The organism is Propioniciclava sinopodophylli (genome assembly GCF_004324755.1).
GTDB classification, from domain to species: domain Bacteria; phylum Actinomycetota; class Actinomycetes; order Propionibacteriales; family Propionibacteriaceae; genus Propioniciclava; species Propioniciclava sinopodophylli.
Genome location: NZ_SDMQ01000012.1, coordinates 1 through 15189, shown reverse-complemented (window position 1 = coordinate 15189; position 15189 = coordinate 1). Strand labels below are relative to the sequence as shown.

Annotated in this window: 12 protein-coding genes and 3 pseudogenes; 8 read left to right on the top strand and 7 right to left on the bottom strand. The window is 71.2% G+C overall.

The window, feature by feature from the left end; all coding sequences use genetic code 11:
• Position 1: 1 nt before the first annotated feature.
• The 5 genes and pseudogenes from ET989_RS16015 to ET989_RS11505 all read left to right on the top strand — a co-directional run.
• Positions 2 to 382: pseudogene (locus ET989_RS16015) on the top strand (extracellular solute-binding protein); the annotation flags it as partial.
• A gap of 26 nt (positions 383 to 408) precedes the next feature.
• A complete protein-coding gene (locus ET989_RS15640) occupies positions 409 to 720 on the top strand; it encodes a type 2 periplasmic-binding domain-containing protein (RefSeq protein ID WP_241656327.1) in 312 nt (103 codons plus the stop codon).
• Positions 717 to 1646, top strand: a complete 930-nt coding sequence (locus ET989_RS11510; protein WP_206662330.1) for an ABC transporter ATP-binding protein — start codon at positions 717 to 719, stop codon at positions 1644 to 1646. The genes ET989_RS15640 and ET989_RS11510 overlap by 4 nt, the downstream gene beginning before the upstream one ends.
• On the top strand, positions 1607 to 1780 hold the full coding sequence (locus tag ET989_RS15295) for a TOBE domain-containing protein (protein WP_241656326.1): 174 nt from the start codon (positions 1607 to 1609) through the stop codon (positions 1778 to 1780). The genes ET989_RS11510 and ET989_RS15295 overlap by 40 nt, the downstream gene beginning before the upstream one ends.
• A gap of 36 nt (positions 1781 to 1816) precedes the next feature.
• On the top strand, positions 1817 to 2887 hold the full coding sequence (locus ET989_RS11505) for a hypothetical protein (RefSeq protein ID WP_131169097.1): 1071 nt from the start codon (positions 1817 to 1819) through the stop codon (positions 2885 to 2887).
• Here ET989_RS11505 and ET989_RS11500 read toward each other — a convergent pair.
• Entirely contained in the window at positions 2884 to 3432 is a 549-nt protein-coding gene (locus ET989_RS11500; RefSeq protein WP_131169095.1) for a DUF1697 domain-containing protein, read from the bottom strand. The two genes, ET989_RS11505 and ET989_RS11500, sit on opposite strands and share 4 nt — an antisense overlap.
• 64 nt (positions 3433 to 3496) lie before the next feature.
• Here ET989_RS11500 and ET989_RS15900 point away from each other — a divergent pair.
• Positions 3497 to 3616, top strand: a pseudogene (locus tag ET989_RS15900) (NAD(P)-binding protein); the annotation flags it as partial.
• Between the two features lie 257 nt (positions 3617 to 3873).
• Here the strand turns inward: ET989_RS15900 and ET989_RS11490 are convergent.
• The 5 genes and pseudogenes from ET989_RS11490 to ET989_RS11470 all read right to left on the bottom strand — a co-directional run bounded on the left by ET989_RS11490 (position 3874) and on the right by ET989_RS11470 (position 8470).
• Positions 3874 to 5061, bottom strand: a complete 1188-nt coding sequence (locus tag ET989_RS11490) for a thiolase family protein (RefSeq protein WP_131169093.1) — start codon at positions 5059 to 5061, stop codon at positions 3874 to 3876.
• 55 nt (positions 5062 to 5116) lie between these two features.
• Positions 5117 to 5878 (bottom strand): annotated as a pseudogene (locus ET989_RS15635) (3-hydroxybutyrate dehydrogenase).
• A complete protein-coding gene (locus tag ET989_RS11480; protein ID WP_131169091.1) occupies positions 5875 to 6522 on the bottom strand; it encodes a CoA transferase subunit B in 648 nt (215 codons plus the stop codon). Before ET989_RS11480 ends, ET989_RS15635 begins: the two are co-directional and overlap by 4 nt.
• Before the next feature lies 1 nt (position 6523).
• The gene (locus ET989_RS11475) at positions 6524 to 7246 is read right to left on the bottom strand and encodes a CoA transferase subunit A (RefSeq protein ID WP_131169089.1); all 723 of its coding nucleotides are present in this window, start codon (positions 7244 to 7246) and stop codon (positions 6524 to 6526) included.
• Positions 7247 to 7324: 78 nt separating this feature from the next.
• Positions 7325 to 8470, bottom strand: a complete 1146-nt coding sequence (locus tag ET989_RS11470; protein ID WP_131169087.1) for a PucR family transcriptional regulator — start codon at positions 8468 to 8470, stop codon at positions 7325 to 7327.
• Positions 8471 to 8662: 192 nt separating this feature from the next.
• On the opposite strand from ET989_RS11470, the gene ET989_RS11465 reads away from it, so the two are divergent.
• Positions 8663 to 11653 carry a S8 family serine peptidase gene (locus ET989_RS11465; RefSeq protein WP_131169085.1) on the top strand — a complete coding sequence of 997 codons (2991 nt, stop codon included), beginning with the start codon at positions 8663 to 8665 and terminating at the stop codon, positions 11651 to 11653.
• Between the two features lie 64 nt (positions 11654 to 11717).
• Here ET989_RS11465 and ET989_RS11460 read toward each other — a convergent pair whose 3' ends face one another.
• Positions 11718 to 13436, bottom strand: a complete 1719-nt coding sequence (locus ET989_RS11460; RefSeq protein ID WP_165490149.1) for an outer membrane protein assembly factor BamB family protein — start codon at positions 13434 to 13436, stop codon at positions 11718 to 11720.
• A 746-nt stretch (positions 13437 to 14182) separates the two neighbouring features.
• On the opposite strand from ET989_RS11460, the gene cysK reads away from it, so the two are divergent.
• A complete protein-coding gene (gene cysK, locus ET989_RS11450) occupies positions 14183 to 15118 on the top strand; it encodes a cysteine synthase A (RefSeq protein WP_131169081.1) in 936 nt (311 codons plus the stop codon).
• Positions 15119 to 15189 lie beyond the last annotated feature (71 nt).

Below are 15189 nucleotides of genomic sequence, written 5' to 3'. Positions count from 1 at the left end.
CATGCACTCTCCAAGCAGATGCACCTCGAAAGTGAATCTGCACCCGCTGGAGCAGGTGCAGATTCACTTTCGAGGTGCACCTGCCCGCTGCGGCGCTGTCGCGGTGGTCGCCTTGGCACTGACATCGGTCGGCTGCTCCACCGGGCCCGCGGCGTCCGCCCCGACCGGGCCCCGACCCGTGACCGTGTTCGCCGCCGCGTCGCTCACCGCCGCTTTCACCGAGATCGCCGAGCTCGACCCGAACCTCGACGTCACCCTCAACTTCGATGGCTCGCCGACCCTGGTCGACCAGATCAAGGGCGGAGCACCGGCCGACGTGCTGGCGACCGCAGACGAGGCGAACATGGCCAAGGCCACCGAGGCCGGCATGGGGCACCCGATCCGACGATCTTCGCCACCAACTCCGGCGTGCTCATCGTGCCGAAGGGCAACCCCGCCCAGGTCACCGGCGTCGACGCCTCCCTGGACGGCACCAGGCTGGTCGTCTGGCCCCCGCCGTGCCGTGTGGCGCCACCGCCCTGGAGATCGCCGAGGCCGCCGGGGTTCACCCTGAAGCCCGTGTCGGAGGAGCAGAAGGTCACCGACGTGCGGGGCAAGGTGTCCTCGGGTGAGGCCGACGCCGCCCCGGCCCTCGCGCTGGTGCTCATCGTCGTCGCCGCGCTGACCGTCGCCGTCACCGGCTGGTTCTCCCGCCGCACCGTCCGCCGGAGGGCGTCGTGAGCGCCGTCGAGGTCCGCGCGCGGGTCGCGGCGCGCGGACTCGACGCCGACCTGGCCGTCGCGCCCGGCACGGTCGTCGCCCTCGTCGGGCCCAACGGTGCGGGCAAGTCGTCCATCCTCCAGCTCGTCGGCGGGCAGCTCCGCCCCGACGCGGGCACCGTCACGATCGACGGCACGATCGTCTCGGGCCCCGGGACGCACGTGCCCGTCCACCGGCGCCGCATCGCGGTGCTCGAGCAGCGCCCCCTGCTCTTCGAGCACCTGAGCGTGCTCGAGAACGCGGCCTTCGGGCCGCGGGCCCGCGGCGTCAGGGCCGGTGAGGCGCACGAGCGCGCCCAGGCCGAACTGGACGCCGTCGGCTGCGGCCGCCTCGCCCCGGCCCGCGCCTGGGAGGTCTCGGGCGGCCAGGCCCAGCGCATCGCGATCGCCCGGGCCCTGGCCCCCGACCCGCGCCTGGTCCTGCTCGACGAACCCCTCGCGGCACTCGACGTGTCGGTGGCGCCGGCGATCCGGTCGCTGCTCCGGCAGCGGATCCGCGACGAGGGGCGCACGGCCCTGCTGGTCACCCACGACGCCGTCGACGCCCTGGCCCTGGCCGACGAGCTCGCCGTCGTCCAGGGCGGGCGCGTGGCCGACACCGGGCCCGTCGCCGACCTGCTCGCCCGGCCGCGGTCGCCGTTCGTCGCCGACCTGGTCGGGGTGAACCTGCTGGCCGGGGTGGCCTCCGGCGCCGACGCGATCCTGTTGCCCGGCAAAGAGCGCGTGGTCGGGGTCGCCCAGGACGGCCTCGTCGAGGGTCCGCCGCCATCGCCTCCTTCGTGCCCGCGGCCGTCGCCGTGCACACGACCGAGCCGTCGGGCAGCCCGCGCAACCACCTGCGGGCCACCGTGGCCGGCATCGAGCCCCGGGGTTCCCTGGTCCGCCTGACCGCCCACCTGGCCGACGGCAGCCCGGTGGCGGCCGACCTGACGCTCGCGGCGTCCGTCGACGAGGGGATCGTGCCCGGCCGGTCGGTGTGGCTGGTGGTCAAGGCCGCCCAGGTGGTGCTCTACCCCCGCTGAGCCGCGGCCCGGCAGCACCGCTGGGATGATGGCCCAATGCTGACCACCCCCGACCTGCTGGCCGGCCCGCGCGGACGCCGTGTGCTGCTGGCGTTCGCCGTGGCGTCCGAGCACGCCCGGCTGCGTGAGGGCGAGGCGAGCGCGCTCGTCCAGTCCGTGTTCGACGTGTCCTTCCGCCTCGCCGAGGCCGACGGCCAGGCCATCACGCGCTTCGGCTGGGGCGGCCCGACCCCCGAGTACACGGTCGCCGACGTCGTCGCGGCGCTCGGCGCCGTCGACCTGGCCGAGGTGACCGCCGACGCCGCCCGGGACGCGCTCAACACGTCCGTCGACGCCGCCATGTACTGGCAGGGCCCCGACGGCGACGACCTGCTCTGCGCCCTCCCCGAGGTGCGGGACGCATTGGCCCGGGTCGCCGACCACCTCGTGGCGTCGCCCCACGTCCAGGCCTGGGACGCCCCGCTCGACGCGTCCGACCAGTGGCACCTGGTCTGGGACGGACGGGTGCTGCCGCGCCCCGACCTGTCCCGGTGGCGCGCCGCGGTGCGCGCCGGCGACGAGCAGGCCGCGCGCGAGCGTCCCGCCGATCCGACCGCCTCGTGGTCGGGGGAGTGGTGGTCGACCCCGCCCCACGGGCTGGTCGTGACGACCGGCACGTTCGGCGACGCCGGCCCGGTCGGGTTGTGGCTGGTTGAGGACTTCAGCGGGGCGCGGGTCGTCGAGGCCCAACGCGTGGCCATCGACCCCGCAGCCCGGGTGTTCGAGGTGGCCGGCCCTGAGGACTGGGCGGAGCTGTGTCGGCGGTTCCCCCTCGAGGTGACGGCCGAGAAGCGCCACGACTGGTACCGGGTGACCGGCCGGGACGGACGCTGGGTCATCCCCGACTGGAGCGCGGTCGCGGACCGGTTCGACGGGGTGCGCCTCGGCATCGGCGGCTACCTGAGGGCCGCGACCATGGCGATCCCGGTCGACGACGACACCGCCAGCGTCATCGCGGGGTGGGGTCCCGGCAGCACGTACTGGCTCACCGACGTGGCGCACCCGCACGGCGAGGGCGTCCGGTGGCGGTTCTCGCCGAGCGACCCGCGCTGGGTGCGCGAACGCTAGGCCAGCTTGGCCACGATCCGCTGCACGGTCAGCCACGTGCGGGTGGTGATGTCCCGACCGTGGGTCTTCTCGAGCCACGCCATCCAGTTGCCGGTCGTGCCGGGCACGCTGTTGTCCGTCACCGCCAGCACCGCGCGGGCCGCGGCGTCGTAGCCGATGATCCGCGTCAGCGGGTGGGGGTCGGTGGGCGGCTCCACGTCGAGCGGTGCCTTCAGGAACGTCGCCGTCAGGTAGGTCCCCGGCCCGTGGGTGAGCCCGGCGAAGGGGTCCCGGTCGAGCAGCCCCTGCATTTCGCCGAGGGTGCGGATGATCGTCCCGCCGCCGATCCCCAGCCGGCTGCGGAGCGCCTCCTCGATGGACGCCTCGAGCCCCGGCACGTCCTGCGCCGGCGCCCGGAACAGGATGTTCCCGCTCGCCAGCACGGAAGAGACCCGCTCGAATCCGAGCCCCTCGAACACCCCGCGCAGGTGCGCGTTGGACATGTTCTTCCCGCTCGGGGCGATCCCGCGCAGCAGGGCGGCGTACGCCTCGTCGGGTGGGGTCATGGCCCCACGATGGCACACGGTGGCAACCCGGGAACACCCCCGGCCTGGCCGCCGTTGACCGGGCATGCGTGAGGTGGAGGCGGTGGTGATCGGGGCCGGGCAGGCCGGCCTGTCGGCGGCCCACCACCTGCAGCGGCTGGTGATCGACTTCGTGGTGCTCGACGCCAACGACGGCCCCGGCGGCGCGTGGCGCCACCGCTGGGACAGCCTCACCATGGCCGACGTACACGGCGTCGCCGACCTCCCCGGGGTCCCCGCACCCGACCACGGCAGCGCCGCCGCCGCGAACGTCACCGTGCCCGCCTTCTTCGCCGACTACGAGCAACGCTTCATGAGAATTTCCCTCATCTTCTGTAACAGTGTTTCCCCTGGCCTGGGCGCCGAGGGCTTGAGTTTTCAGCGCCGAGGGCTTGGGTTACCAGCGCCGAGGGCTTGGGTTCCTCAGAGGCGTCGCCACAGCGACGCCACGGCCTGGCCGCCGCCGATGCACATGGACGCCAGCCCCCACTCGAGGTCGTTCTTCCGGATGTTCTCGATCGTGCGCATCGAGATGATCGCGCCGGTCGCGCCGATCGGATGGCCCCACGCGATCGCGCCGCCAAGCGGGTTGACCTTGGCGGGGTCGAGGTCGAGGTCGCGGGCCACCGGGAGGGCCTGCGCCGCGAAGGCCTCGTTGATCTCGTACCAGCCGATGTCGTCCTTGGACAGGCCGTTGCGCTCCAGGATCTTCTCGATGGCCGGCTTCGGGGCGTAGCCCATGATCCCGGGCTCGATGCCGACCTTGGTGAAGTCGACGAGCTCGGTGAGCGGGGTCAGCCCGCGCTCCTTGGCCACCGACAGCCGCGTCAGCACTAGCATGGCCGCGCCGTCGTTGATGCCGGACGCGTTGCCCGCTGTCACCGTGCCGTCCTTCTTGAAGACCGGCCGCATCCCGGCCAGCTTCTCCAGGGTCAGGCCTGCGCGGGGGTGCTCGTCGGCGTCCACGACCACATCGCCGCGGCGCGACGAGATCGTGACGGGGGTGATCTCGGCGGCCACCGCCCCGGACGCCAGCGCCTCCTGCGCGCGGCGCTGCGACTCGAGCGCGAACTCGTCCTGCGCCTCGCGGGACACGTCGAACCGCTCGGCCACGTTCTCGGCGGTGATGCCCATGGCCTCGCCCGAGAAGGGGTCGGTGATGAGCACGTTGGTGCCGTCCACGACGGTGCGGTTGCCCAGCGTCACGCCCGAGCGGGCCGAGAAGTCCATGAACGGCTGCGCCGACATGTTCTCGGTGCCGCCGGCCACGACGATGTCGGCTTCGCCGACCATCAGCTCCTGGGCGGCCAGGCCGATCGCCTGCATCGCCGAGCCGCAGAGGCGGTTGACGGTCATCGCCGTCGACTCCTCGGGGGCGCCGGCCTCGATCGAGACGCGGCGGCTGATGTAGGCGTCCGTGCCGGTCGAGCCGACACAGCCGATGATCCACTCCTGAGCGTCGGACGGGGTGAGGCCGGCGCGCTCGAGCGCGGCCCTGGCCGCGGTTGCGCCCAGCACGTGCGCGGGCACCGACGCCAGCGCCTTGCCGAAGCTGCCCACCGGCGTGCGGGCGTAGCCCACCACCACGATCGGGTCGTCGGTCTTCTTCATGTCTTCTCCTCGTGAAACTCAAGCCCTGGGCGCTGAAAACTCAAGCCCTCGGCGGTCAGTAGGCCGTCCAGGCCCCATCGATCGGGTACGACGTGCCGCTCATGGACGCCGAGGCCGGGCCGGTCAGGAACAGCACCAGTTCGGCCACCTCCTCGGGCTCGATGAGCCGCTTCACGTGCGAGCGGGTGAGCATGATCTTCTCGATGACCTCGTCCTCGGAGATGCCGTGCGTGCGGGCCTGGTCGGCGATCTGCTTCTCGACCAGCGGCGTCCGGACGTAGGCGGGGTTGACGGTCACCGACGTGACGCCGTGCGGAGCCCCCTCCAGCGCGACCACCTTCGAGAGCCCCTCGAGGCCGTGCTTGGCGGTGACGTAGGCGGACTTGTACTCCGAGGCGCGCAGGCCGTGGGCCGACGACAAATTGACGATGCGCCCCCAGCCGTTGGCGTACATGTGGGGCACCGACTGCCGGATCAGGTACCACGGCGCGTGCAGCATGACCCGCATGATGAACTCGAACTTCTCGACCGGGAACTCCTATATCGGCGACACCGTCTGGATGCCCGCCACGTTGACCAGGATGTCGACGTCGGTCGGCAGTTCGGCGATGGCGTCGTAGTCGGACAGGTCGCACGGGACCGGCTCGATGCCGTCCACCTCGGCGGCCAGAGCGGCCAGGCCGTCGGCGTTGATGTCCACGGCGAGCACGTGCGCGCCGGCCTGGGCGAACTTGATCGCGGCCTCGCGGCCGATGCCGGACGCCGCGCCCGTGACGAGCGCGCGGCGTCCGTCGTGGTAGTTCGGATAGGTGCTCATGCTGACTCCTGCAGGTCGACGGTGAACGCCGGTTCGGTCGTGTCCCGAACCTCATCCTCGCTCACGCCCGGTGCCAGCTGCCGCAGCACCAGCGCGCCGTCGACGACGTCGAACACGGCCAGGTCGGTGATGATGCGGTCGACCACGCCGACGCCGGTCAGCGGCAGGGTGCACCGCTCGACGATCTTCGGCTTGCCGTACTTGTCGACGTGCTCGGTCATCACGATGACGCAGGGGGTGCCGGCGACCAGGTCCATCGCGCCGCCCATGCCCTTCACGAGCTTGCCGGGGATCTGCCAGTTCGCCAGGTCGCCGTTGCCGGCCACCTGCATCGCGCCCAGGATCGCGGCGGCCATCTTGCCGCCGCGGATCATCCCGAACGACGTCGCCGAGTCGAAGATCGCGGCGCCCGGCAACAAGGTCACCGTCTGCTTGCCGGCGTTGATCAGGTCGGGGTCCTCGTCGCCCTCGTACGGGAACGGCCCCATGCCCAGGATGCCGTTCTCGCTCTGCAGGTGCACGGTGACGCCTGCGGGCAGGTTGTTCGCGACCAGGGTCGGCATGCCGATGCCCAGATTCACATAGTCGCCGTCGGCGAGCTCCGAGGCCGCGATGGCAGCCATCTCGTCACGTGTCCAGCCCATGTCAGGCCTCCGTCTGGTCGGCGGAGCCAGGGCGCGGGCGCACCGTCCGCTGCTCGATGTCGGTGGGGGAGATCGCACGGGTCACGTGGGTCACGTACACGCCCGGGGTGTGCACGGCGTCCGGGTCGATCGCGCCCGGCTCGACGATGGTCTCGGCCTGCACGAACGTGACCTCGCCGCACATCGCGACGACCGGGTTGAAGTTGCGTGCCGTGCGGCGGTAGACGAGGTTGCCGGTGGTGTCGGCGGTGTGCGCGTGCACGAGCGCGATGTCGGCGACGATGCCGCGCTCGAGCACGTAGGTGCGGCCATCGAAGTCGGCGGTGGGCTTGCCCTGCGCGACCTCGGTGCCCACACCGGTCGCGGTGTAGAACGCCGGGATGCCCGACCCTCCGGCGCGCATCCGCTCGGCGAGCGTGCCCTGCGGCACGAACTCGACGTCCAGCTCGCCGCTGATGAACTGCTGCATGAACAGGTTGTTCTCGCCGACGTAGCTAGCGAGCACCTTGGCGATCTGGTTGTTCTCCAGCAGCAGGCCCAGTCCCTTGCCGTCCACGCCCAGGTTGTTGGAGACGATCGTGAGGGCCTTGACCCCGGAGTCGCGCACGACCTTGATCAGGTCGGTGGGGATCCCGCACAGCCCGAAGCCGCCGACGGCCAGCGTCATGCCGTCGCGGAGCTTCTCTGTGAGCACGGGAGCGATGTCCTCGATGACTTTGCTCATGCGTCCAACCGTAGGGTTCGGCGGCGCTGCTTCGCCACGGTCGGCCGTCCAGCCTCACGGCCGCTGTTTTGTCCAGTTCTACAATCCGGACGCCTCGGGCTCGGGTGCGCCCAGCTCCGCCACCCACAGGACGCCCACGAGGTCGTCGGGGTCGTCGAGCTCGGCGCCGGTCAGCTCGGCGAACCGGCCCAGCCGGTGCCGGACGGTGTTGACGTGCACGTGCAGGGCCTGCGCCGCTCGCGGGATGTTGCGGCCCGCCGCGAACCACGCCTGCAGCGTGGCCAGGATCTCGGCGGCGTAGGCCGGGTCGCCGTCCAGCGGGGAGAGGAACCGGTCGGCGTAGTGCTGCCAGACGTCCGGACGGGAGGCGGCGGCCAGGCGCCAGCCGAGGTCGTCCACGCCCTGGGCGCCGGAGCGACCGAGGCGCCGGGCCAGCGCCAACGCCTGCTGCGCCACCCGGTCGGAGCGGGGGAGGTCGTCGAGGCGGCCGAACGGACCCATGCCGACCGGAACGTCCGCGACGGCAGGGACGGCGGACACCAGTCCGCGGCATTGCCCGCCGTCGACCACGACCATCGCGCGCGCTGAGGGCGTCGAACCGGACTCCTCCAGCCGGCGCCGCAGCCCCTCCGCACCGGCGGCGTCCGCGATGTCGCACCGGATCGCCGCGTAGGCGGCCGTCGGGTTGAGCGCGGTGCGCGCCTCGTCGGGCCGCTCGCCGGCGAGCAGCGCGCGGACGAGGGCGCCCCGCCGGTGCACGTCGCGCAGCGCGGCGTCGACCTCGAGGGCGTGGTACTCGGTGATGATGCGCGTGGTGAACGCGTCGGCGACGCCCCACATCAACCGGACGCCGCCCACCGTCGCCTCCGCGGGCAGCCGCCGGGTGACCGCCAGGTCGACGAACCGCTCGTGGATCAGCGCGATCGAGATGCGGAAGCCGCGCACGATCTCCTCGACCGGGACGCCCGACTCGAAACGCTCCCGCGCGGTCAGGGCCGCGCCGTCGAGGGCGGCCGGTTCCGGGACGGTGCCGGAGCGCAGCGCGTCCATGGCGGTGTCCAGGTTGCGGCGCACGGCGGCGGTCAGGGCCTCGTGTGAGATGGACGCGTAGGAGTCCAGTTCGCGGTAGATCTGGGAGCACGTCGCGTCGGCCAGTTCGGCCAGTGAATCCCCCAGTGGCGCCAGCACCGCGTGCAGAGCGCTCGGCTCGGGCGAGGGGGTCATGGACGCCATCGTAGGGGGCGTCCCGGGGGGCGCACGGCTGGCCGGAGTCGAAGAGTTAATGATGTTACGAAGTGAATACGAAGGTACCCGAATGTGTCTGTGACAAGGCAGGATCACGTTCCGTTCCGAGAGGCGCCCGACGGTGGGCATCGCGGGGCATGCCACTTGTTCGTCACCTCGAAGGGAATCCGCATGGGAACTCCATCCTCACGAGGGGCCCGGGTCGCAGCGCTCGCCGCCGCGTTCACGGTCCTCACTCCGCTCAGCCACTCAGCGTTCGCCGCTGAGCCTCAGCTCAAGCTCGACACGACCAAGAAGACCTACATCGTCCAGCTCGTCGAGGCCCCCGTCGCCTCGTACGACGGCGGCACCGCAGGCATCCCGGCGACGAAGCCGGCCCCCGGCCAGAAGGTCAAGGCCAACTCCCCGAACTCCAAGAAGTACGAGGCCCACCTGCGCAACGAGCAGCGCAAGGCCCTGCGCGCCTCGGGCGTGAAGGAGTCGGCCAAGAAGCAGGAGTACACGGTCGCGTTCAACGGCTTCACCGCGCAGCTGACCCAGGCCGAGGCCGACGCGCTGAAGTCGAACAAGGCGATCGCCAACGTGTGGGAGGACGAGATCCGCCACGCCGACACGGTCGGCACCCCCGAGTACCTCGGCATGAGCGGCCCCGGCGGCGTCTGGCAGACCCAGTTCGGCTCCGGCAAGGGCAAGAAGGCCACCGACGGCATCGCCGAGGCCGGTAAGGGCATGGTCGTCGGCGTCATCGACACCGGCATCGACCCCGAGAACCCGAGCTTCGCCCCGCTCGCCGGCGGCCCCGCGGCCCCGGCCGGCTTCGTGTGTGACACCGGGAGCGACGCCGCCTTCGAATGCACCAACAAGATCGTGGGTGCGCGCTACTACGGCACCGCCTTCGGCAACACGGTCGCGCACGACTACGACAGCCCCCGTGACCGCAACGGCCACGGCTCGCACACCGCCGGCACCGCGGCGGGCAACCACGGCGTCCCGATGTCGATCATGGGCATCGACATGGGCACCGGCTCGGGCATGGCCCCGGCCGCCCAGGTCGCCGTCTACAAGGCGCTGTGGCAGACCGCCGACGGCAACGGCTCCGGCACCTCGTCCGGCCTCGTCGCCGCCATCGACGACGCGGTCGCCGACGGCGTCGACGTCATCAACTACTCGGTCTCCGGTTCCTCCACCTACGTGGTGACCGCCGACGAACTCGCCTTCCTGGCCGCCGCCGACGCGGGCGTCTTCGTCTCGACCTCGGCCGGCAACAGCGGCGACACCGTGGGCGAGTCCTCGGTGGCGCACAACTCGCCGTGGACCACCACCGTGGCCGCGAGCACCCACAGCCGCGGCGCCGAGAAGAGGGTCACCCTCGGCAACGGCACCACCTACGACGGCATCGGCGTGGGTGGCGGCGTGGGCCCCGCCCCGCTCGTCGACTCCGAGGAGATCCCGGCCGCCGGCCGCACCACCGCCGACGCCAAGCTGTGTCTCCCCGGCTCCATCAGCGCGGAGGAGGCCGACGGTGCCATCGTCATCTGCACCCGCGGCAGCAACGCCCGCGTGGAGAAGGCCGACGTCGTGCGTGACGCCGGTGGCGTGGGCATGATCCTGGCCAACAACACCGACGCCGAGTCGCTGGTGGCCGACTTCCACTCGATCCCGAGCATCCACGTGAGCGGCACCATCGGCACCGCGATCAAGGCCTACGAGGATTCCACGGACGCCCCGACCGCCGAGATCCACGCGCACGTCCCGAGCAAGGTGGACGCCCCGAGCATGGCCGGCTTCTCGTCCTACGGCCCGGCCCTGGCCGGCGAGGGCGACCTGCTCAAGCCCGACATCACCGCCCCGGGCGTCGACATCGTCGCCGCCTACCACGAGGACCCGAACACGGGCGAGGCCACCTTCAACCAGATCTCGGGCACCTCGATGTCGGCCCCGCACATCGCGGGCCTCGGCGCTCTGCTCAAGCAGAAGTACCCGACCTGGAGCCCGATGGCCATCAAGTCGGCCATGATGACCACCGCGCGTCAGACCACCGACGCCGGTGAGCCGATCCAGTGGGCCGGCGGCGACGCCACCCCGCTGAACTTCGGTGCGGGCGAGGTCGTGCCGGCCAAGTCCTACAACCCGGGCCTGGTCTACGACTCCGACTGGCAGGACTGGTACAACTACGCCTGCGCGATCAACCATCTCCAACTCGTCGGCGGCGCCGCGTACTGCGCGGAGGCCCCGAAGATCGACCCGAGCGACCTCAACTACCCGAGCATCGCGATCGGCAAGCTCGCCGGTTCCCAGACGGTGACCCGCACGGTCACCAACGTGTCGGACAAGAACCAGAACTACCACGCCCAGATCGAGGCCCCGGCCGGCACCACCGTCACGGTGTCGCCGTCCACGCTGAAGGTCAAGCGCGGGGAGACCGCGACCTTCAAGGTCACGATCACCCGCACCGACGCGCCGCTGGGCGAGTACACCCACGGTGCCCTGACCTGGGTCACCGGCGCCGGCAAGAGCGAGTCCGTCCGCAGCCCGATCTCGGTCCGCCCGGTCGCCCTCGCGGCCCCGGGTGAGGTGCCGGGCACCGGCGTGGCCGGTTCGGTCGACCTCCAGGTGACGCCGGGCTTCACCGGCACCCTCGGCACCGACGTCGACGGCCTGCTGCCCTCGACGGTGCGAGACCTGGCCGTGACGAAGGCCGAGGGGACGGCGCTGGACGGCTCCTTCTTCTTCACCGTCCCCGCCGGCACCAAGGTCACCCGCGTGGCCACGTGGAGCGACGAGGTCGCGGCTGCCGACATCGACCTGAACGTGTACCGGTACAACCCGACCGGCACGATCACGAACGTCGGCAGCAGCGGCAACGCGGACTCCACCGAGTCGGTCACGCTGAACCTGACGCCCGGCACCTACGTGGCCGCGGTCGACCTCTACTCCGCAGAGGCGACGGTCACGGCGCCCGTCCACGTGTGGAACCTCGGCGACGCCGACGCCGGCAACCTGACGGTCGCCCCGTCGCCGGTGGAGGTCACCCAGGGCACGCCCGTGACCGTGACGGCCACCTGGTCCGGACTGGACGCCACCCAGCGCTACCTGGGTCAGGTCAACTTCCTCGAGGGCGCCGAGGTGGCGGGCAGCACGCTCGTCTCCGTCAACCCGTGAGTAGCTGATCCACGACCAAGGCCCCGCCCGGAGCGATCCGGGCGGGGCCTTGCGTCGTGTCAGGTCAGGAGATGCGGATGCCTTGGATCTTCCGGTCGTAGGTCGCCACGACCAGCATGTCGCCGAACGCGGAGACGGTGGCCTCGATGTTCTTGCCGCCCAGGGAGAGGGTCGAGAGGTCCTCGCCGGTCTGCGGGTCGATCAGGTGCACAACGCCGTCGCTGTCGGGCAGCACGACGTACTGCGTGCCTTCGGAGCCGGTCAGCAGGGTGGGGGAGCTCCACGAGTAGTTGGACAGGTGCCGTCGCCAGATGACGGCGCCGGTCTTCTTGTCCAGGGCCACGAGGTCTCCCTCGCGCGGTGCTGTCGTCCGGGACACGTTGAAGATCACCATGTCGGCGGTCGGCCCGCGCCCCACGATCGGCGTGCCGAGGACGCCGCCGTTGACGGCCGCGTCGTAGTAGGCGGGGATGTCGTACTGCCACACCTGCTTGCCGGTCAGCGCGTCGATCTTGCGGATGTTCGTGATCCGTTCCCCGCCGGTGGCGCCGCGGTGGTCGACCTGGTTGCCCGTGTAGAGGAACACGCCGTCGTCGGCGGCATCCAGCACGAGCGAGGCGTCCGTGTCGTCGTACACCTGGCGCATCCACAGCATCTCGAGCGTGGTGGCGTCCCAGGAGAAGAGGTTGCCGTCGTTGTCGGCGGCGAACATGAGGTTGCGGTAGGCCACCGCCGAGTTCTCGATGCCGTACTTCGCGCTGGCCGGGGTGGTGTAGCGCAGGCGGGTCACCTCGGGCTCGATGCTGACGGTCTTCGCCGCGGCGTCGTAGGCGCTGTTGAGCTTCACCTTGTAGATGAGCCCGTTCTCGGCCGGCACCATCAGCGTGTCGGACTCGGCGTCCACCAGCGCCGAGGAGTCGAACGCACCCCAGTCGACGCGCGGCGCGGCGGCGTCCAGCCCGGAGATGTGCCACACCTCCTTGTTCTGGATCAGGTCGAACACCCGGTGCCGCCACGGGCCGATCGTGCCGTTGGTGTCGTTGAGCCCCTGCCCGGCGTACAGCAGCGGGTAGCCGCGCGGGTCGACGGACGCCGTGCCCTTGAAGCCCCAGCCCACCTCGATGGGCGGCTTGGTCGGCTCGCCCGTGCGCAGGTCCAGCCGGTGGATTTTGCCCTCGAAGACGGGGTAGATCACCTCCACGAACGTGTCGTCGTCGACGTACTTGGCGTCCAGCCCCATCGCGACCTTGGTCTCGCGCGGCCACTGCACGAGCAGGGGCTGGCCCGTCCAGCCGGCGCCCGGCCAGTAGGAGCCCTCGCCGCGGATCTCGCCGATCTCCTTCGTCCACGCGACGTCGAGCTTGCGCTCGGAGATCTGCGCGGTGCCCCACGCGCCGCCCGTCCGCGCGTTGTTGCCGCGGAACGTCAGGACGCCGGGGATCTTGTTGTACGTCTCCGGGTCGCCGAACACGACCGCGTCGCCGCCGCGGTACGCCGTGGGATTGCCCTCGGCGTCCACCACCGACCAGGTGAACTGGCCGGACTCGTCGGTCAGGTTGCGGGTGAAGGTCTGCTCCTCGGACCCGGGACGCGGTGCGCTGTGGCCCGGCAGCTCGGTGAGGCGGACGGCGGGCGGGTCAGCGTCCACCGTCCGGGTCGAGGGGGTGGACGTCGGCGCGTTGGGTCGCTCCCCGGTGCGGACGGTCTCCGTGGAGCACGCGGTGGTGCCGAGGACGGCGGTCAGGGCCAGTCCTGCTACGGCCACGCGGCGTCCGTGCACCATGTCGTCTCCTCGCCGGTCGGTCTCGGGTGGGCGCACCCAGCCTACTGCCGTGCCGCGCAGCGTCCCGCAGCGACCGAGCCCCCGGCCCGCGCACGATGTCGAAATATGAGATGGCATTTGTGTGCCCGGGAATTGTTCCCTTATTGTTCAAGCATCTGAACCGGGCCGTCGTGCCCACCAGGCAAGGAACTACCTTCTCATGATTCGACTCGCGGACTCCCGCCAGCCCCACACCGAGCGCCTCGCGCTCGGTGCGTGTGTTGCTGCCTGTCCGTGTTGTTGTCGCGCCTGACGCTCGCCGCGTGAGCCGGCCCTGATTGGCCGTCGCCCACCGGACGCCCCGCGTCCACCCCTCGCATCCCCGCACCCGCTGATCGCGTCCTATTTTCGCACGAGCGCATTCGCGGATATTCCTGCGCGCCATTTCGCATATTGGGGACGCCCATTGCCTCGTCATTCCGACTACCAGGAGAACATCATGATCTCGTCATCGACTTCGACTGCACCCAGGCCACCGACTCGATCCCGCACTGGGCAGCCGCCGCTGGCTACCCCGTGACAAACTTCGAGCAGGTGGGCGCCTTCTGGGCCATCACCGTCCAGAAGGCCTGAATCACGGCGCCGACACCCACCCCCACACCCCGCAAGGCCTGGGAGGGGGCGTCCGCCGGGTGCACGCCACGCACGCCGGCCGACGTCCCTCCCGAAGCAGCACCACTCGCACAACCCAGAAAAGGAACCCTCCCATGACGAACTACTTCTCCGACGCCACCGCCCTCATCGGCCGGACGCCGCTGGTGCGCATCAACCGCCTCTTCGGCGACTCCCAAGCGGACGTGTACGCCAAGCTCGAGTTCTACAACCCCGCCAACTCGGTCAAGGACCGCATCGGCGTCGCGATCGTGGACGCCGCCGAGGCCTCCGGCGAGCTCAAGCCCGGCGGCACGATCGTCGAGGGAACGTCGGGCAACACCGGTATCGCGCTCGCCTTCGTCGGCGCAGCCCGCGGCTACAAGGTGATCCTCGCGATGCCCGAGACGATGTCCAAGGAGCGCCGCGCCCTGCTGCGCGCTTTCGGAGCCGAGCTCGTCCTGACCCCCGGCCCCGAGGGCATGAAGGGCGCCGTCGCCAAGGCCGAGGAGATCGCCGCCTCCACCGAGGGTGCGGTGCTGGCCCGCCAGTTCGCGAACCCGGCCAACGTCGCGGTGCACAAGAAGACCACCGCCGAGGAGATCTGGGCCGACACCGACGGCGAGATCGACATCGTCGTCGCGGGCGTGGGTACCGGCGGCACCATCACCGGCGTCGGACAGGTGCTCAAGGAGCGCAAGCCTGCGGTGCGCATCGTGGCCGTCGAGCCCAAGGAGTCGCCGCTGCTGTCGGGCGGCGCTCCCGGGCCGCACAAGATCCAGGGCATCGGGGCCAACTTCATCCCCGAGATCCTCGACCGCTCGGTGATCGACGAGGTCCTGCCGCAGGACTCCGAGACCGCCGTCGAGTGGGCCCGTCGCGCCGCCCGCGAGGAGGGCCTGCTGGTGGGCATCTCCTCCGGCGCCGCCCTGGCCGCTGCGGGTGAGCTCGCCGGCCGCGAGGAGAACGCGGGCAAGACGATCGTGGTGGTCATCCCGAGCTTCGGCGAGCGCTACCTGTCCTCGGTCCTCTACGCGGACCTGCTCGACTGATCCCCACCCCCACCACCCCGCCAGCACCCCAGGGTGTGCACTTCGAGGCGGCGATCCCATCGCTCCAGCGA

What these genes read in the sequence shown, in the direction of transcription:
- ET989_RS11500 (WP_131169095.1), bottom strand. Translation starts at nt 3,432, where the DNA reads ATGACCCCACCCGACGAGGCGTACGCCGCCCTGCTGCGCGGGATCGCC.
- ET989_RS11470 (WP_131169087.1), bottom strand. Translation starts at nt 8,470, where the DNA reads ATGACCCCCTCGCCCGAGCCGAGCGCTCTGCACGCGGTGCTGGCGCCA.
- ET989_RS11460 (WP_165490149.1), bottom strand. Translation starts at nt 13,436, where the DNA reads ATGGTGCACGGACGCCGCGTGGCCGTAGCAGGACTGGCCCTGACCGCC.
- cysK (WP_131169081.1), top strand. Translation starts at nt 14,183, where the DNA reads ATGACGAACTACTTCTCCGACGCCACCGCCCTCATCGGCCGGACGCCG.
- ET989_RS11465 (WP_131169085.1), top strand. Translation starts at nt 8,663, where the DNA reads ATGGGAACTCCATCCTCACGAGGGGCCCGGGTCGCAGCGCTCGCCGCC.
- ET989_RS11475 (WP_131169089.1), bottom strand. Translation starts at nt 7,246, where the DNA reads ATGAGCAAAGTCATCGAGGACATCGCTCCCGTGCTCACAGAGAAGCTC.
- ET989_RS11480 (WP_131169091.1), bottom strand. Translation starts at nt 6,522, where the DNA reads ATGGGCTGGACACGTGACGAGATGGCTGCCATCGCGGCCTCGGAGCTC.
- ET989_RS11505 (WP_131169097.1), top strand. Translation starts at nt 1,817, where the DNA reads ATGCTGACCACCCCCGACCTGCTGGCCGGCCCGCGCGGACGCCGTGTG.
- ET989_RS11490 (WP_131169093.1), bottom strand. Translation starts at nt 5,061, where the DNA reads ATGAAGAAGACCGACGACCCGATCGTGGTGGTGGGCTACGCCCGCACG.